General features: G+C 59.7%; 16 protein-coding genes. 13 read left to right on the forward strand and 3 right to left on the reverse strand.

The genetic code is table 11. The features are described 5' to 3' along the window. The first annotated feature begins 334 nt into the window (after positions 1-334). A complete protein-coding gene (gene acnB, locus ASD70_RS08345; RefSeq protein WP_056846177.1) occupies positions 335-2,944 on the forward strand; it encodes a bifunctional aconitate hydratase 2/2-methylisocitrate dehydratase in 2,610 nt (869 codons plus the stop codon). A 413-nt stretch (positions 2,945-3,357) separates the two neighbouring features. Here the strand turns inward: acnB and ASD70_RS08350 are convergent, their stop codons facing one another. Beyond that, positions 3,358-4,635 (reverse strand): serine/threonine transporter, encoded by a 1,278-nt coding sequence (locus tag ASD70_RS08350; RefSeq protein WP_056846178.1) that lies wholly within the window; start codon positions 4,633-4,635, stop codon positions 3,358-3,360. Positions 4,636-5,113: 478 nt separating this feature from the next. Between ASD70_RS08350 and ASD70_RS08355 the strand changes: the two genes are divergently transcribed. The 7 genes from ASD70_RS08355 (at position 5,114) to ASD70_RS08385 (ending at position 11,230) form a co-directional block, all read left to right on the forward strand. Continuing rightward, entirely contained in the window at positions 5,114-5,614 is a 501-nt protein-coding gene (locus ASD70_RS08355; protein ID WP_056846179.1) for a DUF4822 domain-containing protein, read from the forward strand. 72 nt (positions 5,615-5,686) lie between these two features. Next, positions 5,687-6,121, forward strand: coding sequence for a hypothetical protein (locus tag ASD70_RS08360; RefSeq protein ID WP_046068386.1), 435 nt, complete (start codon positions 5,687-5,689; stop codon positions 6,119-6,121). 179 nt (positions 6,122-6,300) lie between these two features. Beyond that, a complete protein-coding gene (locus tag ASD70_RS08365) occupies positions 6,301-7,254 on the forward strand; it encodes a 2-hydroxyacid dehydrogenase (RefSeq protein ID WP_056846180.1) in 954 nt (317 codons plus the stop codon). Between the two features lie 129 nt (positions 7,255-7,383). Then, the gene (locus ASD70_RS08370) at positions 7,384-8,451 is read left to right on the forward strand and encodes a phosphotransferase family protein (RefSeq protein ID WP_056846181.1); all 1,068 of its coding nucleotides are present in this window, start codon (positions 7,384-7,386) and stop codon (positions 8,449-8,451) included. Between the two features lie 21 nt (positions 8,452-8,472). Then, on the forward strand, positions 8,473-9,240 hold the full coding sequence (locus ASD70_RS08375) for an SDR family oxidoreductase (RefSeq protein ID WP_043050946.1): 768 nt from the start codon (positions 8,473-8,475) through the stop codon (positions 9,238-9,240). Between the two features lie 70 nt (positions 9,241-9,310). After that, a complete protein-coding gene (pdxR, locus tag ASD70_RS08380; RefSeq protein WP_056846182.1) occupies positions 9,311-10,744 on the forward strand; it encodes a MocR-like pyridoxine biosynthesis transcription factor PdxR in 1,434 nt (477 codons plus the stop codon). Between the two features lie 84 nt (positions 10,745-10,828). Continuing rightward, complete coding sequence (locus ASD70_RS08385; protein ID WP_046068390.1) at positions 10,829-11,230, forward strand: cupin domain-containing protein; 402 nt, start codon at positions 10,829-10,831, stop codon at positions 11,228-11,230. A gap of 215 nt (positions 11,231-11,445) precedes the next feature. Here the strand turns inward: ASD70_RS08385 and ASD70_RS08390 are convergent, their stop codons facing one another. Next, complete coding sequence (locus ASD70_RS08390; protein WP_046068391.1) at positions 11,446-12,075, reverse strand: DNA-3-methyladenine glycosylase I; 630 nt, start codon at positions 12,073-12,075, stop codon at positions 11,446-11,448. Positions 12,076-12,306: 231 nt separating this feature from the next. On the opposite strand from ASD70_RS08390, the gene ASD70_RS08395 reads away from it, so the two are divergent. The 4 genes from ASD70_RS08395 to ASD70_RS08410 all read left to right on the forward strand — a co-directional run bounded on the left by ASD70_RS08395 (position 12,307) and on the right by ASD70_RS08410 (position 16,183). Continuing rightward, entirely contained in the window at positions 12,307-13,617 is a 1,311-nt protein-coding gene (locus tag ASD70_RS08395; RefSeq protein WP_043051317.1) for a C4-dicarboxylate transporter DctA, read from the forward strand. An 81-nt stretch (positions 13,618-13,698) separates the two neighbouring features. After that, positions 13,699-14,400 (forward strand): FadR/GntR family transcriptional regulator, encoded by a 702-nt coding sequence (locus ASD70_RS08400; protein ID WP_046068392.1) that lies wholly within the window; start codon positions 13,699-13,701, stop codon positions 14,398-14,400. 17 nt (positions 14,401-14,417) lie between these two features. Further along, positions 14,418-15,113 carry a GntR family transcriptional regulator gene (locus tag ASD70_RS08405; RefSeq protein ID WP_046068393.1) on the forward strand — a complete coding sequence of 232 codons (696 nt, stop codon included), beginning with the start codon at positions 14,418-14,420 and terminating at the stop codon, positions 15,111-15,113. Positions 15,114-15,178: 65 nt separating this feature from the next. Further along, positions 15,179-16,183 (forward strand): tetratricopeptide repeat protein, encoded by a 1,005-nt coding sequence (locus ASD70_RS08410; RefSeq protein ID WP_156382913.1) that lies wholly within the window; start codon positions 15,179-15,181, stop codon positions 16,181-16,183. 96 nt (positions 16,184-16,279) lie between these two features. Here ASD70_RS08410 and ASD70_RS08415 read toward each other — a convergent pair whose 3' ends face one another. Next, positions 16,280-21,139: an NAD-glutamate dehydrogenase gene (locus ASD70_RS08415; protein ID WP_046068395.1), complete on the reverse strand. Its 4,860-nt coding sequence runs from the start codon at positions 21,137-21,139 to the stop codon at positions 16,280-16,282. A 479-nt stretch (positions 21,140-21,618) separates the two neighbouring features. On the opposite strand from ASD70_RS08415, the gene ASD70_RS08420 reads away from it, so the two are divergent. Continuing rightward, positions 21,619-21,972, forward strand: a complete 354-nt coding sequence (locus ASD70_RS08420) for a hypothetical protein (RefSeq protein WP_056846184.1) — start codon at positions 21,619-21,621, stop codon at positions 21,970-21,972. Positions 21,973-22,205: the final 233 nt, after the last annotated feature.

Raw genomic sequence — 22,205 nt, forward strand, 5'->3', positions numbered from 1 at the left:
ACCCAGCAAACTTGGCCAGGCAACTTACCTTTAGATTTTTTTTGCCGTAGAATCACCCGGCCTTGTAAGGCGCCAATAATCCGCTGGAAGCTGTTTTCAAAGCGTCACGAGCACAGTCGTTCCTTCAGAACGGTGTTGGCGTGGGCTCGACCCGGTAGGTCAGAACCCGCGCCAACCCTCATCAGCTCCGTTCTGCAGGCGTAAAACTTTGAAAGCAGCTTCTGTAAAGGAATGACGGCAGCGCTGGCTTTGCGGCTCAAAAAGCCCCCGAGCGCATGCGTGCCGTTCATGCCTGGATGAGCGTCCCGTGGGACCACTGATGAGGGTAATAACTGTGCTTGAAGCCTACCGCAAACATATCGAAGAGCGTGCCGCCCTGGGTATCGTTCCCCAGCCGCTTAACGCCGAACAAACCGCAGGCCTGGTCGAGCTGCTGAAAAATCCTCCGGCTGGCGAAGAAGAATTCCTCGTTGACCTGATCACCAACCGCATTCCACCAGGCGTCGACGAAGCTGCCTACGTCAAGGCCGGTTTCCTGTCTGCCCTGGCCAAGGGCGAAGCCACTTCCCCCCTGATCGACAAGAAACGCGCTGTTGAACTGCTCGGCACCATGCAAGGCGGCTACAACATCGTGACGTTGGTCGAGCTGCTGGACGACGCCACCCTGGCGCCCGTCGCGGCCGCCCAGCTCAAGCACACCCTGCTGATGTTCGATGCATTCCACGACGTGGCTGAAAAAGCCCGCAATGGCAACGAGCATGCCAAGGGCGTGATCCAGTCCTGGGCCGACGGCGAGTGGTTCCGCAACCGCCCTACCCTGGCCGACAAGATCAGCCTGCGTGTGTTCAAGGTCACCGGCGAAACCAACACCGACGACCTGTCCCCGGCGCCTGACGCCTGGTCCCGTCCAGACATCCCGCTGCACGCCCTGGCCATGTTGAAAATGGCCCGTGAAGGCATCGTGCCGGACGAGCAAGGCAAGACCGGCCCGATGAAGCAGATCGAAGAGATGCGCGGCCAAGGCTTCCCGATCGCCTACGTCGGTGACGTGGTCGGTACCGGTTCGTCGCGTAAGTCGGCAACCAACTCGGTACTGTGGTTCTTCGGTGACGACGTGCCTTACGTGCCGAACAAGCGTGCCGGCGGGTTCTGCTTCGGCAGCAAGATCGCTCCGATCTTCTACAACACCATGGAAGATGCGGGCGCACTGCCGATCGAATTCGACGTGACCAACATGAACATGGGCGACGTGATCGACCTGTACCCTCATGCTGGCAAAGTCTGCAAGCACGGCACCGATGAAGTCCTGACCACCTTCGAAATGAAGACCCCGGTGCTGTTGGACGAAGTTCGCGCCGGCGGCCGTATCCCGCTGATCATTGGTCGTGGTCTGACCGACAAGGCCCGTGCAGAACTGGGCCTGGGCCCTACCGACCTGTTCAAGCTGCCTGAAGCGCCTGTCGACACCGGCAAAGGCTTCACCCTGGCACAGAAAATGGTCGGCAAGGCCTGCGGCCTGCCAGAAGGCAAAGGCGTTCGTCCTGGCACCTACTGCGAGCCGAAGATGACCACCGTGGGCTCCCAGGACACCACAGGTCCCATGACCCGTGATGAACTCAAGGACCTGGCGTGCCTGGGCTTCTCGACCGACCTGGTGATGCAGTCCTTCTGCCACACCGCGGCCTATCCTAAGCCGATCGACGTGACCACCCACCACACCCTGCCTGACTTCATCATGACCCGTGGCGGTGTATCGCTGCGTCCAGGCGACGGCATCATCCACAGCTGGCTGAACCGCATGCTGCTGCCGGACACCGTCGGCACCGGTGGTGACTCCCACACCCGTTTCCCGATGGGCATCTCGTTCCCCGCAGGTTCTGGCCTGGTTGCGTTTGCCGCAGCCACTGGCGTGATGCCACTGGACATGCCGGAATCGATCCTGGTGCGCTTCAAAGGCAAGATGAAGCCTGGCATCACCCTGCGTGACCTGGTGCATGCCATTCCTTACTACGCGATCCAGGCTGGCCTGCTGACCGTAGAGAAGAAAGGCAAGAAGAACGCCTTCTCCGGGCGCATCCTGGAAATCGAAGGCCTGAACGACCTGACGCTGGAACAGGCTTTCGAGCTGTCCGACGCCTCGGCCGAACGTTCGGCTGCCGGCTGCACCATCAAGCTGTCCAAGGACTCCGTCACCGAGTACCTGAACTCCAACATCACCCTGCTGCGCTGGATGATCGGCGAAGGCTACGGCGATGCACGCACCCTGGAACGTCGCGCCCAAGCGATGGAAGCCTGGGTTGCCAACCCGGAGCTGATGGAAGCCGATGCCGACGCCGAATACGCCGAAATCATCGAGATCGACCTGTCCGAGATCAACGAGCCGATCCTCTGCGCGCCAAACGACCCGGACGACGCCCGTCTGCTGTCCAGCGTTGCCGGCGAGAAGATCGACGAAGTGTTCATTGGTTCGTGCATGACCAACATCGGTCACTTCCGCGCTGCCGGTAAGCTGCTGGAGCAGGTCAAGGGCCAGCTGCCAACCCGCCTGTGGCTGTCGCCACCGACCAAGATGGACGCGCATCAGCTGACCGAGGAAGGCTACTACGGCATCTACGGCAAGGCTGGCGCACGCATGGAAATGCCGGGCTGCTCGCTGTGCATGGGTAACCAGGCACGGGTAGAGCCGAATTCGACCGTGGTGTCGACCTCGACCCGTAACTTCCCGAATCGCCTGGGTGACGGTGCCAACGTCTACCTGGCTTCGGCTGAGCTGGCGGCAGTCGCTTCCACTCTGGGTCGCCTGCCGACCGTCGAAGAGTACATGGGCTACGCAGCGAAACTGGACACCATGGCCAGCGACGTCTATCGCTACCTGAACTTCGACCAGATCGCTGAGTTCCGCAAGATCGCAGCAAGCGCCAACATCCCGGTGATTCAAGCTTAACGGTGTGTTGATGTGAAAGACGCCGCGTATCGCAAGATACGCGGCGTTTTTTATGCCCGTAATACTGTGGGAGGAGGCTTGCTCCTGATAGCAGTGGCTCAGTCAATTCATGGGTGACTGATACACCGCTATCGGGAGCAAGCCCCCTCCCACATTTGGATCTSTGTYGYCCTYGCAGRCYGTGTCAGGCSTTGAGCAAGCAGCGGATACACCAGCCAGRYTGTAATTCGGCATCAGCAACACCACCAAACAACTGTGGGASGGGGCTTGCTCCYRATAGCAGTGGCTGTGGGACGGGGCTTGCTCCTAATAGCAGTGGCTCAGTCAATTCATGGGTGACTGATACACCGCTATCGGGAGCAAGCCCCCTCCCACATTTGGATCTGCTTAGCCCTTGCAGGCTGTGTCAGGCCTTAGGCAATCAGCGAATAGACCAATGCCGTAATGGCAACCAAGCCGACTGCCGCGACAAACACATTCGACGCCTGCCCACGGTACTTGGCCATGGCCGGAACCTTGCGGATCGCGTACATCGGCATCAGGAACAGGATCGACGCAATCACCGGCCCACCCAGGGTCTCGATCATGCCGAGGATACTCGGGTTGAGCGTGGCGACGATCCAGCACACCACCAGCATGAAGGCGGCGGTCATGCGGTCCAGGGTCTTCGGTGCCGGGCGGCGGCCGGTCTTGACCACCAGGCCCTTGAGGCCCTCGCTGGCACCGATGTAGTGGCCCAGGAACGACTTGGCAATCGCCACGAACGCAATCAATGGCGCAGCGAAGGCGATAGTCGGGTTGTCGAAGTGGTTGGCCAGGTACGACAGGATCGACAGGTTCTGTGCCTTGGCTTCGGCCAACTGCGCGGGCGACAGGGTCAACACGCAACTGAATACAAAGAACAGCACCATCGCCACCATCAGCAGGTGCGCGCGAGACAGGATCTGCGAGCTGCGCTCCTCGGCATGTACACCGTACTGGCGCTTCTGGTCCACCGCAAAGGCCGAGATGATCGGCGAGTGGTTGAACGAAAACACCATCACCGGAATCGCCAGCCATAGCGTATTAAGCAACGCCGAAGGGGCCGGCACTTCGCTGGCGGTGCTGAGAATGCCACCGTTCCAATGCGGAACCAGGTACACGGCCAGGAACAGCAAGGCGACGATAAACGGATACACCATCAGGCTCATGGCCTTGACGATCACCTGCTCGCCGCAACGCACCACGACCAGCAAGCCGAGGATCAGCACGAACGCCAGGATCGCCCGGGGCGGCGGCATGATGTGCAACTGATGCTCCATGAAACTGCTGACGGTATTGGTCAGGGCCACGCTGTAGATCAACAGGATCGGGAAGATCGCGAAGAAGTACAGCAACGTGATCAGCGCACCGGCCTTGATGCCAAAATGCTCTTCGACCACATCGGTGATATCGGAGCCTTCACGGCCCGACAGCACGAAACGGGTCAGCCCACGGTGGGCAAAGAATGTCATCGGGAAGGCCAACAGCGCCAGGATCACCAGCGGCCAGAAGCCCCCCAGGCCCGCGTTGATCGGCAAGAACAAAGTACCGGCGCCAATGGCGGTACCGAACAGCCCGAGCATCCAGGTCGTGTCCTGGCGGCTCCAGCTTGTGAGGGTTGCAGGTGTCGTTGCATAGCGTTCGTCGACGCTATTGGCCTGATCATTCATCCGGTCGGATCTCCGCATTCACACGGCCAGGACGAGTCAGAAAAACCTGACAGGCAGCGCCCTGGCCATAACAAGGGCCGGATTGTCCGGGATTCTCTCGAATAAGCAAAGACTTAGCTGAGGAATGGCGGGGCGGCCGCCTCCATTGAACTGTTGCGCTGCGGCCCCGACAACGGCAATTAACTCTCATTGAGAAGATGCCAGGCCCGGCATGGGAGCAGAGGAATTCAAACAGCAGAGGCGTATCTGTACGTGAGTAAAAGAGAGAACACCTAAGTATCAATTAATATGAATATCCACAAGAAAAAGCCTATTTACATAACATTCAAATATTATTTTGGAAGTTACTTTTTATTACTAATGGCAGCTTTTGTTACAAGGGTTTACTCAAGCATTGAGAGCCGCCTTTATCACGTCTATATTCCAACCCAGCAAACCAAGACCGCCATAATATTAACTATCTGCCAGGTATCACTCCATGCAAAAACGCTCTGTTTTTTTCGCCATCGCACTTCTTGCAGGGTTGCTCAACCCACTCGTGGCGCAAGCACAATCGACAGCGCAATATCCTGATATACGCGCATTCGGCACATCGCCCCAATGGTTGACCACCAAAGTTTATATCGAAGGTGCGCCTGATATAGACGTCAAGGATAAGTACCCAGGCGTGGTTGGCATCTCGATGTGGGATCCCGAACGCAACCGCTATGAATTCTTTTATACCGACACTGGTCTCTCGAAATACGATCAGGGTGGTGGTGGATACTTCATGGTCACAGGCGACAGGAAGACCCATATCCTGGTGCCTGACAAAGGCCCGCACAGGAGCATCGTCAGGCGGCTGGAAGTCCTGAACAATCAGGAATTCACTTATTCGCGGGAAGTACCTCGCGACATGGTGCAGACCAACGAAAACGTACGAATCTATGTGGTGCATGCGCCTTACACGGGGCCGATAAAAACCACCCCTACCCATTAACCGTATCCAACAACACTTCCCGCGCAGTGCCCGATCACTGACTTCCCCCTCAAAAAAAGAAGATCTTTACTTATGAACAACCCGCTCAAATCACTATTAATCTCTACTGTACTGACGTCCGCCTTTTTTTCAACCGGCGTTATTGCCCAGACTGCATCACCTGCAGCCGTCAAAGAGACTGCTGCTATTACCGCAGACAATGCACTGCTACTTACAGTGTTCTTGAGGCACGATCAATCACGTTCACTGAGTGAATTGAGGGCTCAACTTCATAAGCAGGATTTCTTCAAGTCATTCCCACCACCGGGAATAGAGGTTGTCAGCTGGAACATCACCATGGGCATCGGCCACATCATTGTGTTGCGCTTGCCCGCGTCCAAACTGGTGGCGCTCAACATGGCGCTGGAAAGTACCGCTTGGGGCCCTTATAAAACAGAGTTCTTTCCCAGCTACGATTACCGTGACATCTTCCAGGGGTTACAAAAGAAGGCCCAGGAAAGCAATTAATCCTTTGGCAACTACGCGGCGTCTCCTGGAACCGAAGCGCCGCTCCGAGATTGCCAATCGGTTCGGCGTTGGGCCCAGGCGTCTGTTCGACCAGGCAAACATTCTTTTGGCCCCCCGGTTTTAGTGCCACAAAAATCCCGCATAATCCCAGGATCGAACCCCACAGTAAGAGCTGCCCCATGCCCAACACTGTCCTGGTCCTGGTTGAAACCATCAACGAATACCTGCAAATCATCGAGAGCAACGACTTTCACGTGATCCTGGCGCCGACGCCCGCAGAGCGGGCACAGGCGATCAAGGCCCACGCAGGGCAGATCAAGGCCGTGCTGACCCGCGGACCGCTGGGGTTGTACGCCGAGGAAATCGCAGCGCTGCCCTTGCTGGAGATCATCTGCGTGATCGGTGCCGGCTACGAGCATGTAGACCTGCAGGCGGCGAGCAACCGTGGGATCGTGGTGACCAATGGTGCCGGGGTCAACGCGCCTTCGGTGGCCGACCACGCCATGGCATTGCTGCTGTCACTGGTGCGCGGCATTCCCCAGACCGATGCGGCCGTGCGGCGCAGCGAATGGCCGAAGGTGATGCGCCCTTCCCTTGCGGGCAAGCAATTGGGGATTCTCGGGCTGGGTGCCGTGGGCTTGGAGATCGCCAAGCGTGCCGCCCTTGGCTTCGGCATGGAGGTCAGTTATCACAACCGCCAACCCCGCGATGATGTGGATTACACCTATTGCTCAACTGCCGTAGAACTGGCTCGCACGTCCGATTTCCTGATCCTGGCCACGCCCGGTGGAGCCAGCACCCGCCACCTGATCGATAAACACGCCCTGGATGCGTTGGGCCCTAATGGCTATCTGGTCAATATCGGCCGCGGCAGCGTGGTGGTGACCGCTGACTTGGTGGCCGCGCTGGAACAACGGCGTATCGGCGGCGCCGCGCTGGATGTATTCGACGATGAGCCCAAGGTGCCGGACGCCCTCAAGCGCCTGAACAATACCGTGCTCACCTCCCACGTGGCCGGCCTGTCACCGGAAGCCGCTCACGACACGGTGCAACGGGTGGCCGACAACCTGGTGGAATACTTTGCCGGCCGCCCTGTACTGACGCCGGTCCCGTTGCCAGCGCCCGCAAAATGACCAATCAGGCACGCTGATCACCCTTCAACACGCTAACCTATTAAACCGCCCCGACCTTGTCGCTGGGCGGTGGTGCGCATTAGATTAGGAAATAGTCCAAGGCCTTTAGAATAAGCAGAAGGGATAAGCATGGCGCTGAACGACCAATCGACCCAGATTCGCCCCGGCGAAGAGCTTGATGCCAGCCTGATCGATCCCTACCTCAAGGCTCATATCCCAGGCTTGCAGGGAACGCTCAAGATCAGCCAATTCCCCGGCGGCGCGTCAAACCTGACCTACCTGCTGGAATACCCGGGCCAGGAGTTCGTGCTACGCCGCCCACCGTTTGGCCACAAGGCCAAATCCGCCCACGACATGGGCCGCGAATACCGCATTCTCAATCAACTCAAGGATGGCTTCCCGTACTGCCCCAAGGCTTACGTGCACTGCACCGATGAGTCAGTGATCGGCGCCGAGTTCTATGTGATGGAACGGGTCAACGGCATCATCCTGCGCTCCGACCTGCCGGCCGAACTGGGGCTGGACGCGACCAGGACTGAAGCCTTGTGCAAAAGCTTCATCGACAAGTTCGTCGAACTGCATCAGGTCGACTATGCGGCCTGCGGCCTGGCCGACCTGGGCAAGCCCGAAGGCTACGTAGCAAGGCAGATTCGCGGTTGGAGCGACCGTTACGAAAAGGCCTTGACCCCCGATGCACCAAAATGGGAAGCCGTGCGTGCCTGGCTCAATGACAAAATGCCCGACGACTACCCGACCTCCAGCATCGTGCACAACGACTACCGCTTCGACAACGTGATCCTCGACCCCCGCAACCCGATGCAGATCATCGGCGTGCTGGACTGGGAACTGACCACCCTGGGCGACCCGCTGATGGACCTGGGCAACACCCTCGCCTACTGGATCGAAGCCGCCGACCCGGCGCCGGTGCAACTGATGCGACGCCAGCCGAGCAACGCCGCCGGCATGCTCACCCGCCGCGAGTTCGTCGACTACTACGCCGAGCGCTCCGGCATCCAGATTGACAATTTCGATTTCTATTACACCTACGGTCTGTTCCGCCTGGCCGGCATTGTGCAGCAGATCTACTACCGCTTCTTTCACGGCCAGACCCAGGACAAACGCTTTGCGCAGTTCATCCATATGAACACATTGCTTGAGCAGATGAGCCTGAATGTCATCGGCAAATCCGCGCTCTGATTGCAACCACAAGGAACCCTCATGTCCAAGACCAACCTGTTCGACCTTGACGGCAAGATTGCTTTCGTTTCCGGCGCCAGCCGTGGCATCGGCGAGGCCATCGCCAAGTTGCTGGCCCAGCAAGGCGCCCATGTGATTGTTTCCAGCCGCAAACTGGAAGGTTGCCAGCACGTGGCCGATGCAATCATCGCCGACGGCGGCAAGGCTACCGCCATTGCCTGCCACATTGGGGAAATGGAGCAGATCGCCCAGGTGTTCGCCGGCATCCGCGAGCAGTTCGGGCGCCTGGATATTCTGGTCAACAATGCCGCGACCAACCCACAGTTCTGCAACGTGCTGGACACGGACCTCGGTGCATTCCAGAAAACCGTTGACGTGAACATTCGCGGCTACTTCTTCATGTCGGTGGAAGCCGGCAAGCTGATGCGCGAAAACGGCGGCGGCAGCATCATCAACGTGGCTTCGATCAACGGCATCTCGCCAGGTGTGTTCCAGGGCATCTATTCGGTGACCAAGGCCGCCGTGATCAACATGACCAAGGTGTTCGCCAAGGAGTGCGCGGCGTTCGGCATCCGTTGCAACGCGCTGCTGCCTGGCCTGACCGACACCAAGTTCGCCTCGGCGCTGGTCAAGAACGACTCGATCCTGAAAACGGCCCTGGCGCAGATCCCGCTCAAGCGCGTGGCCGCCCCCAGCGAAATGGCCGGCGCGGTGTTGTACCTGGCCAGTGATGCATCGAGCTACACCACCGGCGTGTCGCTGAATGTGGATGGCGGCTTCCTGTCCTGACATCGCCTGGGTTTCTTCGGATCGGTTTGCGCGTAACCTTGGCGCAGATCGATCTGTCCCAGGATGAAACATGGAACTGCACCTCGTCATCACCGGCCGCAAGGACCTGGCTGCCCAGCTTTACCAGCAGTTGCGCGAAGCCATCGCCACCGGGCGACTCTCGGCCGGTGCACAACTGCCTCCCAGCCGGCTGCTCGCCGAGCAACTGGGCATATCGCGCAAAACTGTCTCCGACACCTACGCTACCTTGACTTACGAAGGCCTGCTGGTCGGCAAGATTGGCCGGGGCACCTTCGTCAATGCGTGGGCGCCACAGCCCGACCGCGTGCAGAGCGCCACCGACTTGGCCTGCGCCGCCAACCTGGGCAAGTGGGCGGCACTGCCCTCGCCCATGCGCCACCCCACCGACGACAATATCCTACGCTACGAATTTATCGGCGGCGCCACCACGCGCAATCAATTCCCCCAGGAGGAATGGCGGCGCTGCACCCAGCATGCCCTGCGCCGTATCGCCCAGCACAGCGGTTTCTACAGCCAGCCCGAAGGCTTGCCCGCCCTGCGCAGTGCCATCGCCGGGCACATCGCGTTTTCCCGCGGGGTCAAATGCCTGGACCGCGACATCGTGGTCACCAATGGCGCCCAGCAGGCCCTCGACCTGATCGCCCGTGTGGTGCTGGAGCCGGGCAGTATCGTGGCCATGGAAGACCCGGGCTACAGCCCCGCACGCCAACTGTTCGTGGCCATGGGCGCGAGCGTCGCCAGTGTGCCGGTGGACGACCAGGGCATCCGGGTCAAGGACATTCCCGAGGGTACCCGGCTCATCTACGTGACCCCGTCCCACCAGTTCCCACTCGGCATGCCCATGAGCCAGCCACGCCGCGAAGCCCTGCTGGAACGGGCCATCGAGCTTGGCGCGATCATCATCGAAGACGACTACGACAGCGAGTTCCGCTACGCAGGCCGCCCCACCGACTCCCTGCAAAGCATGGACACCCGTGGCGTGGTGGCCTATGTCGGGACTTTCTCGAAAACCCTGCTGCCAGAGTTGCGCCTGGGCTACGCGGTGCTGCCGCCGGCGATTTATGCCGCGGTGCTCAAGGCCAAGCAACTGACCGACCAGCACTGTTCGACCCTGCCGCAATGGGCACTGGCCAAGTTCATCAGCGAAGGCTATTTGCTCAAGCATATCCGCCGCTGTCATGGTGTTTATGCCGGGCGCCGCCAACGCATCCTGCAACGCCTGGCCGGTGATCTGTCACCCTGGTTTGAAGCAGTACCCACGGTGGCCGGCTTTCACATGGCAGCGTTGTGCAAAGTGCCGGTGGATATCACGCTGCTGATAGAAATGGCACGCCAGGCCGAAGTGGGCTTGTATCCGCTGGACGTGTTCTACCACGACGCACCTGCTCGCCCGGGCCTGATCATCGGTTTCGGCGCCATTGAAACCCTGGACATCGACCCGGCGCTGGACAAGGTCCGCGACATCCTCCAGCAGATTGGCTAAGGTTTTTTCCGGCGCATTGGTCATTGGTGGCGTGCAGGCTACGGCGTAGGGTGAAGCGGTCTCGAACTACCTGGAACCCTCACCATGAAACGAATACTCGCCGCCACGCTGATGCTCGCGTCCCTCAGCGCCTACGCCCACGACCCGGTGTACAACAAGGAAACGCTCGAGGTGCTGCAAGAGCACGCCTTGACCAACGTGCCCGGCAAGAAAGTCCTCATGCTGACCGTGGATTACGCCCCCGGCCAGGCCACGGTACCCCATAGCCACACCGGTACTGCCGTGGCCTATGTGCTGGAGGGCCAGGTCACGTCGCGGGTCAACGATGAGAAGGCGATCACCTACAAAGCCGGGGAATCGTTCTACGAACCGGCGGGCTCGCGGCACTTTGAGTCAAGCAATGCCAGCCAGACCCAACCGGCGAAACTGCTGGTGGTGATGGTGATGGATGACAAGGCTGAAGTGCTCACACCCCTGCCACAGTAACCCGCCGCACCGCTGAACCAATGTGGGAGGGGGCTTGCCCGCGACGACGTCGGCCCAGCAAACATTGATGTTGGCTAAGCCACCGCTATCGGGGGCAAGCCCCCTCCCACATTTGGATCGCGGCGCATTGGCTAGATAGTCGTCGGGCGGAAAGTTGTGTAGATACCCATGTCTGACACACCGCGGTCGGGAGGCCGCCCCCTCCCACGCCCGATTCAAGGGCGCTTGAACGTGCACCGTTGCGCTTCGATGCGCGGGCGGCAAACGCAGCCTTCCAGATGATCATTCACCATGCCCATCGCCTGCATCAGCGCGTACATGGTGGTCGGACCGACAAAGGTCCAGCCACGCTTCTTCAGGGCCTTGGACAGGCGCACCGAAGCCGGTGAGGTCGGATTGGCTGTCCAGTACGCAATGTCCACCACCGCCGGGCGCTCTTGCTCGGCGGGCTCGAATGCCCACAACCAGCGCGCCAGCGAGCCGGTTTCATCTACCAGCTCACAGGCCCGACGCGCATTGTTGATCGTGGAAACGATCTTGGCCCGATTGCGCACGATGCCCGGGTCACGCATCAAGCGCTCGACATCCGCCTCGCCATACTGCGCCACCCGGCGGAAATCAAAACCCTCGAAGGCCTGCCGAAAACGCTCACGCTTGCGCAGGATGGTGATCCACGCCATCCCCGCCTGGAAGCCCTCCAGGCAGATCTTCTCGTACAACTGGATGTCATCGGCCACCGGCACGCCCCACTCGTGGTCGTGGTAATGGGGGTATTCGGGGGCGGCGTTGCGCCAAGAGCAATGGGCATGCCCTTTTGCGTCGGTGGTCAGTCCTGATTGGTCCATCCATCACCTCGTGTGCCGAGGGCGGATGATACGCAAAAAAATTCAAACCCCGCCAACCGCTCAAGCACCGGACTTACCGACCCACTGGTCAGACCGGGACCCGCCGACCGCCGAATATTTACTTGTGATTTGAAAAAAGCCAAGCGTAGACTGGCCGCGCACTGGACTTACCGGTAAGACCACAACAATTAAGCCCTGGAACCACCAGGGCACCGAATAGAGATCCTTCCCATGCTCAGATGGTGCTCGCGTTCGATTTTCCTGCAAGTCGTGATTGGCCTGATCCTGGGCATAGTCTGCGGCCTGGCCCTCCCCGAATTCTCCTCGCAACTCAAACCCCTGGGCGACGGCTTTATCAAGCTGATCAAAATGCTGATTGGCCTGATTGTCTTCTGCGTGGTGGTCAGCGGTATTTCCGGCGCCGGCGACTTGAAGAAAGTCGGACGCATCGGCCTCAAGTCGGTGATCTACTTTGAAGTGCTCACCACCGTTGCCCTGGTGCTCGGGCTGATCATGGCGTTCAGCACCGGCATTGGTAGCGGCGCCAATATTCATTTGGAGCAACTGTCGTCTGCTGGCTTGAACGAATTGGCCGACAAGGGCCAGCACATCAAGGGCACCAGCCAGTTCCTGATGGACCTGATCCCCAACTCGGTGATCGGCGCATTCGCCGACAACAACGTGCTGCAAGTGCTGCTGTTCTCGGTGCTGTTCGGTAGTGCGCTGAACCTGGTGGGCGAAGCGGCCAGCGGCATCTCGCGACTGATCAACGAGCTGAGCCATGTAATCTTCCGCATCATGGGCATGATCGTGCGCCTGGCGCCGATTGGCGTGTTCGGCGCGATCGCGTTCACCACCAGCACCTACGGCCTCGACTCCCTGCAACATCTGGGCAGCCTGGTTGGGCTGTTCTATCTGACCTGCTTTGCTTTCGTCGCGCTGATCCTCGGCCTGGTGATGCGCCTGTCGGGCCTGCGCATGCTGCCGCTGCTCAAGTACCTGCGTGAAGAGCTGCTGATCGTGATGGGCACCGCCTCCTCCGATGCCGTGCTGCCGCAGATCATGCGCAAGCTCGAACACTTAGGGATTGGCAGCTCCACCGTGGGCCTGGTGATTCCCACCGGTTACTCGTTCAACCTCGACGGTTTTTCCATCTACCTGACCCTGGCCATCGTGTTTATCGCCAACGCCACCGGCACACCCTTGTCGATGACCGACTTGCTGACCATCCTGCTGGTATCGCTGATCACCTCCAAAGGCGCCCACGGTATTCCGGGCTCGGCGCTGGTGATTCTGGCGGCGACGCTCACGGCGATCCCGGCGATCCCAGTGGTCGGCCTGGTGCTGGTACTGGCAGTGGACTGGTTCATGGGCATTGGCCGTGCATTGACCAACCTGATCGGTAATTGCGTGGCTACCGTGGCGATTGCGCGCTGGGAGAAAGACATTGATATCCAACGCGCCAACAAGGTGCTGGACGGCCAGCAAGGGTATGCCTTCCAGGCCAAGAAACCGGTACTGCCGGCGCATCAGGAATTTTAATGTGGGAAGGGCTTGCCCCCTCCCACACTTTGATCTTCAACAGTTTGAACCTCGTATTCGCAACTTCAAGGAGCACACGACGTGATCAGCACTTCAACCGTCGTCAATTCAGTTGTAGAGAAACTGCGCGCCGCACTCAAGCGCGGCCAGTGGCGGCGCGGGGAAATGCTGCCCGGCCAGCGTGAATTGGCTGAACAGTTGGGCATCAGCCGTCCGAGCCTGCGTGAAGCCGTGATCGTGCTGGAAACACTCGGCCTGGTGCGCTCCATGCCCGGCAAAGGCGTCGTTGTGCTGGAAACCAGCGTCAGCGAGCCGCAATCGAGCGACGCCGTGGCCGATGCCAGCCTCGAAGACATCCTGCAACTGCGCTACACCCTCGAACCTTTTATCGTGGGCCTGGTGGCCCAATCCATCAGCAGCAAGGAAGTCGGCCAATTGCGCCTGACCTTGATGGACATGCGCGAAGCCCTGGATGCTGGCGATGCCGAAGCCGGCATGAACGCCTATATCGATTTCCACGAAGAACTGTTCGCCCTCACCTCCAACCCGATTTTCCAGAATGTGGTGCAGCAAACCAGCAACGCACTCAAGCAAAGCGCACAAGTGCTGCGCAACTCGCCTGAACACCTGGCTGAGCGTCTGCGGGAAAACGAAGCCGTGGTGCGCGCCATCCGCAACAAGAACAGCGCCCTGGCCAGTGCCGAAATGCGTCGGCACATTCTTCAGGAAGGCTTGCGCATGGGCATTCGCCTGAATATCCCGGACGACCATCTGGGCAGCTGAATTTTTGGAGGCAGGCCATGAATGCTCACGCTTTGCACTACGAAACCATCCTTGCGCCCCTGCGCCTGGTCGGCGGCAAAAAGCCTTCGGTGGATGACATCTACCCTCGACTGTTCGACGCCATCCTGGAACAACGCATCGCCCCTGCCAGTCGTTTTACTGAGGAAGGCCTGGCTGAAATCTTTGGTGTGAGCCGCAGTGTGATTCGCCGCGTGCTGGCAAAGCTATCCCAACAACAAGTGATCATCCTGCGCCCCAACCAACGCGCCCAGGTGGCTGCGCCGCACGCCCTGCAAACGCGGCAGATCCTGGAAGCACGGCGCATGGTCGAAATAACCTTGGTTCAACTGGCGTGCGCTCAAGCAAAGCCGTCGCAAATACGCCAACTGCGCGAACTGATCAACCGTGAACGTGACTGCATTGCCCGTGGACAACGCGGGGCCGCACTTCGCTTGTCGGGAGAATTCCACCTGCAATTGGCGGCGATGGCGAGGAATGCGCCACTGTCGCAATTCCTCAATAGCCTGGTGCCTTTGACGGCTCTGGCTATTGCGCATTGCCCAGGTACAGACCATACGGCCTGTACCTGGGAAGAACACACTGCGATTGCCGATGCCGTGGAGCAGCATGATTGCGCCACCGCTGTAGAGCGAATGACCCAACACCTGAATCACCTCCAATGCCGCCTCATCGCCCCTGCCCTAGATATATAGCGCCGGCTTACCGACATCTTTCCATAGTCTGGATTTCGCACTGATTGAGTGCTTCATGACTGGCATTGAAGATGATCATTGATCCAAAAGTTTACGAGAACCTGTACACCCTGATCAGCCAATTGAACGAGCATAAGGCTTCTCTGACCGAGCCGCTAAAGACTTCATTGACCGAACTGACCAATGCCTCGAAAGCCATCGGAACAGCGTTATTCCAACAAGAACGCTTTGACGAGGCCGAGTTTTATTTGACGTTCCCTGGGCTGGCCGGCGATGCCGAAGCGCAATACGGCATGGCTATCTGCAGCGGTTACCAACTCGGAGCGTTCCGCTACCCGTTCCCGCGAACAGTGGGATGGCTCAAGCTCGCAGCGGCACAGGATCATGTCCTGGCCTTGATGTGGCTGGGTGATAGCCAATCGCTGACTAAGGCTAAGGCCCTGTCCACGGCGAGCGCAGCCCAGGGTGACATACAAAGCATGTTCAATTTGTATACCTTGACGGAGGACTTCACCTGGCTGACCAAGGCTGCCGAAACGGGCAACCCCAGAGCCTTATTCAAACTCGCCCAAACCTACCGGGAACACCCGGGACTGATGCCCAACGCCGTAGCGCGCACGGCAGAAATTGAAGTGCTGTGTCAAAGAGCCGCTGATAGCGGATATCCATTGGCACTCGCGGACCGTTTGTTCTCCCCGGCCTCAACCGCCACGATGGTTGAAAAGCAGCGAAGGCTTGCTCAATTGGCGTGGACAGGTGACCAGGACGGGTTGCTGGAGTATGGCTATGCACTTGCCGCGCTTGCACGAGACAAAACCAGGCCGGCTCGCACCTATGGATTGGCCAGAGACCTGCCCAAGGCCTATGCCGCGCTGAAGTTCGAGTGGGATAGAACGGCTAACACCAGGCCTGTTCCAGGGTTGGAAGAGACCCTCGCTTTCATCGCTCATCAGATGAATGCGACTGACCATGATGCCGTCCCAGCTATTGAGTCGGAGCTGGCAAGCAAAATAGCCTCGGCGCCTAAATACTACGAACCCAAGGTAGTTGTAGGTTACTCACCCAATTGATCGTGCCTTGGCCTGGAGCCTGATTAGCGCGGCTGAAAAAAAACCTCGTGTCTTACGACACGAGGTTTTTTCTGGTTTTAACGCTCTGCCAGCACCTTACAGCACCGACTGACCACTCAACGCCAGGTCCAGCAACTCCCGGTTGGCCACTGCGTACATGGCGTAGTCCGTGCCAACAGCAGCACGAATTTCCACCATCATCGCGCGCCAGCGATCAGCCATGTCCTGGTGCTGCTCAAGCCACAGGGCCACGCGGGCTTCCATGTCTTGTGGCGCGTCGGCCATTTGCAGGACCGAGATAGTGATCGCCCGTTGCTGCCAGTCCACGTCGTCGCGGAAGGCTTCGCGGGCCTGGGCCTGCCAGTTGTTGGCTACCGGCAGATCGCTGATCTGCTGCAGGTACCACGGCAGGTCCAGGGCGCTGCCGACGGCGAAGTAGGCCTTGGCCACTTCGGCGGCGTCATGCCCGGTCACGTCGGCGGCTTCGATGATCGGCAGCAAGGTGTACAGGTGGGTCGTACCGGCCACCATGCGCGCCAGCAACTCCGGCACACCGGCTTCGGTGTACGCCTGGTAGCGGGTCTGCCAACCTTCGCGGGTCGGACCTTCCAGCAACTCGTCGAGCTTGAGACCCAACGCGGCCAAGTGCGGACCGAAGTGCGCGGTGTCACGCCCGGCGTCCTGCTCGTTGCGACGGCTGCGCAGGAACCAGCGCGTAGCGCGACGGCCAAGGCGCATCAGCTCGTCCATCAGCTCCAATTGCACGTCGGCAGAGACCTGGTGGTCCAGGGCTTCGATCTGGCGGAACCAGTGCGGGAGGTGGAAGATGTCGCGCACGATCACATAGGCGCCGGCCACGTTCGCCGGGCTCATGCCGGTCGACTCCTTGAGGCGCTGCACGAAGGTGATGCCCATGTGGTTGACCAGGTCGTTGGCGATCTGGGTGCTGACGATCTCGCGCTTGAGGCGGTGACGACGCATGGCCTCACCGAACTTGGCCACCAGGCTCGGCGGGAACGCGGTCTCCATGTCACGGGTCAGGTACTCGTCATCCGGCACCTGCGACTTGAGCAGCGCCTCCTTGAGGTCGATCTTGCTGTACGAGATCAGCACCGACAACTCCGGACGAGTCAGGCCCTTGCCGGTAGAAGCACGCTCGCTGAGCTGTTCCTCGGTCGGCAGGTACTCGATGGCGCGGTCCAGCTTGCCACGACCTTCCAGATCGCTCATCAGGCGTTTGTACTCGGCGGCACGCTCGTAGGCACGGCGCGCCGCCAGGGACAGGGCCTGGGTCTGCTTGTAGTTGTTGCCCAACACCAGGTGGCCGACTTCGTCGGTCATGCTCGCCAGCAACTGGTTGCGTTGCTTGTCGGTCATGTCACCGGCCTGCACCACTTCGTTGAGCAGGATCTTGATGTTCACTTCGTGGTCGGAGCAGTCCACGCCACCGGCGTTGTCGATAAAGTCGGTGTTGGAACCGCCGCCATTGAGGCCGAATTCCACACGGCCCAGTTGGGTCATGCCGAGGTTACCGCCCTCACCCACCACCTTGCAGCGCAGCTCGTTGCCGTTGACACGCAGCGCGTCGTTGGCCTTGTCGCCCACATCGGCATGGCTCTCGGTGCTGGCCTTGACGTAGGTACCGATGCCGCCGTTCCACAACAAATCCACTGGTGCCTTGAGCAAGGCGTTGAGCAGTTCGGTCGGAGTCAGCTTGTCGGCCTGGATGTCGAAGCGTTCCTTCATCTGTGGCGAGATGGCGATGCTCTTGGCGCTGCGCGAGAAGATACCGCCGCCTTCGGACATGATGCTGGTGTCGTAGTCGGTCCACGACGAACGCGGCAGCTCGAACAAACGCTTGCGCTCGACGAAGCTGGTGGCCGGGTTAGGGTTCGGGTCGATGAAGATATGCAGGTGGTTGAAGGCTGCGACCAGTTGCAGCTTGTCGGACATCAGCAAGCCGTTACCGAACACGTCACCGGCCATATCGCCGACGCCCACCACAGTGATGCTGTCTTCCTGCACGTTGATGCCGCGCTCACGGAAGTGACGCTGCACACCGACCCACGCGCCCTTGGCGGTGATGCCCATTTTCTTGTGGTCGTAACCGGCCGAACCGCCGGAGGCAAATGCGTCGCCCAGCCAGAAGCCGTAGTCGATGGCAATGCCGTTGGCGATGTCGGAGAAGGTCGCAGTGCCCTTGTCCGCCGCCACCACCAGGTAAGGGTCATCGCTGTCATGACGCACGACGTTGGCCGGCGGCACCAGAGCGCCATCCTTCAAGTTGTCGGTAATGTCCAGCAGGCCGGAAATGAAGATGCGGTAGCAGGCGATACCCTCGGCCGCGATCTCGTCACGGCTGCCACCCAATGGCAGGCGACGCGGCAGGAAACCGCCCTTGGCACCCACCGGCACGATCACCGAGTTCTTCACCTGCTGAGCTTTTACCAGGCCCAATACTTCGGTACGGAAGTCTTCTTCACGGTCGGACCAGCGCAGGCCGCCACGGGCGACATTGCCAAAGCGCAGGTGCACACCTTCGACACGCGGCGAGTACACGAAGATTTCGAACTTCGGTACCGGCTTAGGCAGCTCAGGAATCGCATGCGGATTGAACTTGAAGCTGAAGTACGACTTGTTCTGGCCGTTGGCGTCGGTCTGGTAGAAGTTGGTACGCAGCGTGGCCTTGATCAGGTCCAGGTAGCGACGCAGGATGCGGTCTTCATTGAGCACCTGAACGTCGTCCAGGGCGGTGAGGATCGCTTGTTCCAGGCGCTGCTGCTTGTCTTCCAGGTCGTCGGCAGTAAGCTTGCGTGCCAGGTAGAAGCGGGTCTTGAACAACCTTGTCAACTCGCGGGCGATGTCGGTGTGGTTGTTCAGGGTGCTGGCGATATAGCCCAGGTCGAAGCCCAGGCGGATCTGCTTGAGGTAGCGAGCATAAGCACGCAGCAACGCGACGTCGCGCCATGGCAGGCCGGCGGTCAGCACCAGCCGGTTGAACGCATCGTTCTCGGCATCGCCGTGGACGATATGCACGAACGCGTCCTGCAGGGTGTCGTTGAGCTGCTGGATATCCAGGTTCACGCCTTCGGCGGCGATGAATGCAAAGTCATGGATCCAGAATTCACGGCCATTGGCATGGCGCAGGCGATACGGGAACTCGCCCAGCACACGCAGGCCGAGGTTTTCCAGGATCGGCAACACGTCGGACAGCGCCAGCGGGGTATCGGCGTGGTAAAGCTTGCAATGCAGCTCACGCTGGCCGGAGACCTGGCCCAGGGGCTGATAGAAGCTCATCACCAGCGGGTTGGCTTCGGTGAGGCTGTTGAGATGCTGCATGTCGACCACGGCCGAATGCGCGGCGAAACGCTCGCGGTAGCCGGCCGGGAAGCCTTTCGGGAAGTCCGCCAGCACGTTGGTGCCGTGGGCTTCACCGAAGCTTTCCACCACCAGGCTGGCGTAGTCGTCCTGCCAGCTGCGGCAAGCCTGCACCACTTCTTTTTCCAGTTGCAGCGGGTCGATGTCCAGGCGGTTCTTCGGGTCGACCCGCAGGATCAGTTGCACACGGGCCAGTACGGACTCGGAGAAGAAGGTCCAGAACTCGCAGTCCGAGGCCTTGAGGCGATCCATCAGCACTTGCTGGATCTTCTGGCGCACTTCGGTGGAATAGATGTCACGCGGCACGTAGGCCAGGCAGTAGCAGAAACGACCGTACGGGTCCTTGCGCAGGAACACGCGGATCTTGTTGCGTTCCTGGATCTGCACGATTGACATCACGGTGCTGAACAGCTCGTCGACCGGTGTCTGGAACAGGTCGTCGCGGGGCAGCACTTCAACCACCTGGGCCAGCTCCTTGCCCAGGTGCGCCTTGGCCTGGAAGCCCGAACGACGTTCGATCTCCGCGACCTTGCGGCGGATGTAAGGAATCACCCGCACGCTTTCGCCATACACCGAGGAGGTGTACAGGCCCATGAAGCGGTGTTCCTTGATGACCTTGCCGTCGGCGCTGATTTCACGGATCGACACATAGTCCGGGTAAGCCGGGCGGTGCACGCGGCTTGGGTGTGCAGCCTTGGCGAACGACAGCACGGTCGGTTCGCGCAGGTAGGCCACGGCGTAATCTTCGATGCGCAGGTCTTCGGCGGTGAGGCCGGCGCGCAGCAGTTTGGTCAGACCGAGGAAGGAACTGGCGTCATATTCGATATGACCGCCGTCCGCCTCGTCACGTACCACGAACTCTTCGTAGCCGAGGAAGGTGAAGTGGTTGCCCACCAGCCATTCGAGGAAGTTCTTGATCTCGGCTTTTTCTTCGCCGTCGATGGCAAATGGGCTGGCATCGATACCAGCCAGCAGGTCCTGGACCTTGGCTTTCATCGGCTCGAAATCGGCAACTGCCACGCGCACTTCGCCCAGCACCTGCTCAAGCTCTTTGCTCAGCACGTTCAATTCGGCGGCGTTGGCGCAACGGTCGATTTCCAGGTACATCAGCGATTCTTGCAGGATGCCGTCGCCCTGGGTGCCTTTTGGCAGGACTTCCAGGAGCTCGCCCTTGCTGCCACGACGCACACTGAGCACGGTGGTTTGCAGGGTGTGGATACTGTAGCCGCGGCGGTTCAGCTCGGTGCGCACCGAGTCCACCAAAAAAGGCAGGTCATGGTGCAGCACTTCGACCGCAGTGTGGGTCGATTGCCAGCCATGACGTTCGTAATCGGGGTTGTAGACCCGCACTTGGGGCTGGGTGTGATCAAAGCGCTCAAGCAGGCGCCAGGCAGACAGAGTGCAACCGGCCAGGTCGGAAAGGCGACGCTGGGTCAGTTCATCCAGGGAAATGATGCCGAAGAATTGCTCAGCAAACAGCGCCACTTGTGGCAGTGCCTGTTCACTGATGTGCTGGGCCAGTGCCGCTTGCAGTTGGTGCTGGAAGTCGGCCTTGCTGGCTGCGGTGAAGAACGCCATCTGTGGTACTCCGCTTGGGCTTGTTATTGATGGAAGCGTCGCGTGTTATCCCCTTGCGGGGAGACCGTCGGCTCTGTTCGTGGGACACGATAAACGAATCAGGGCGACAGGTGGGTGAAGCTGGACAAGACAGTCAGGTCACATACAACGTCCATAAGATGTGCCCCTGCCAGGTGACGGTACGACGGGCAGGTCAAGCGCCTGGCGCGGAGCACATACGTTGCGCAGCTTAACGAGTGTACGAAGACTGGTGCTTGCGACGCTGCGACATATTCGGTCATCGGTAAGCAGGCAATAGGTTGCAACTTGGGCAACCGCATTTTTCCGTGCAAAAAACCTGCGTTTTTCAACCCCCGAGTACCGAAAATGACTGATACCGCACCCCAGGTCATGCCCGGGGCCTGACACACCCTGCAGCATAAAATTCGCCGTAATGGCACAATTGCCAGCGCAACACCCTCCTCCACACAGGATTTCCCATGCTGCAGCTGAAAACCGACGCCCTGATGGCAACCCCGTGCGACGAAGAAGAAGACAACATGGCCATGCTCTGCTGCCATGGCAAGAACGGCGAGATGTTCATGCTCAGCCGCTACCCAGATGAAGATGAAGTGGAACTGACCTGGGATTACGAGCCGTCGACCCTGGATGGCCTGAAGATCACCCTGAGTGACACGACATTGCTGGTAGATCTCGCCGCAGGCGATGCCGATGCATTGGGCGGCGAGGATCATCTGGAGATCACCCACGCCACGGCCGCATCCGACCTGGCCGAAGTGGAGAAAACCTTGCAGAACATCCTCAAAGGCACTGGTACTTTCATCCGGACTTGAGCTGCACATAGATCAAATGTGGGAGGGGGCTTGCCCCGGTAGCGGCGGGTCAGTTCATACATCTGTGGCTGACACACCGCCATCGTGGGCAAGCCCCTCCCACATTGACCGTGTTCCCACACAAAAACCCTACAAGTTTTTCTGAAAATACCCGTGACGTCGTTAGTCGCCACCCCCTTCGATGCATTAAAGTAAGCCTCCCAAGCCTGACGCTCGTGCTCGATCATCAGGCT

Source organism: Pseudomonas sp. Root569 (genome assembly GCF_001427465.1).
GTDB lineage: Bacteria > Pseudomonadota > Gammaproteobacteria > Pseudomonadales > Pseudomonadaceae > Aquipseudomonas > Aquipseudomonas synxantha.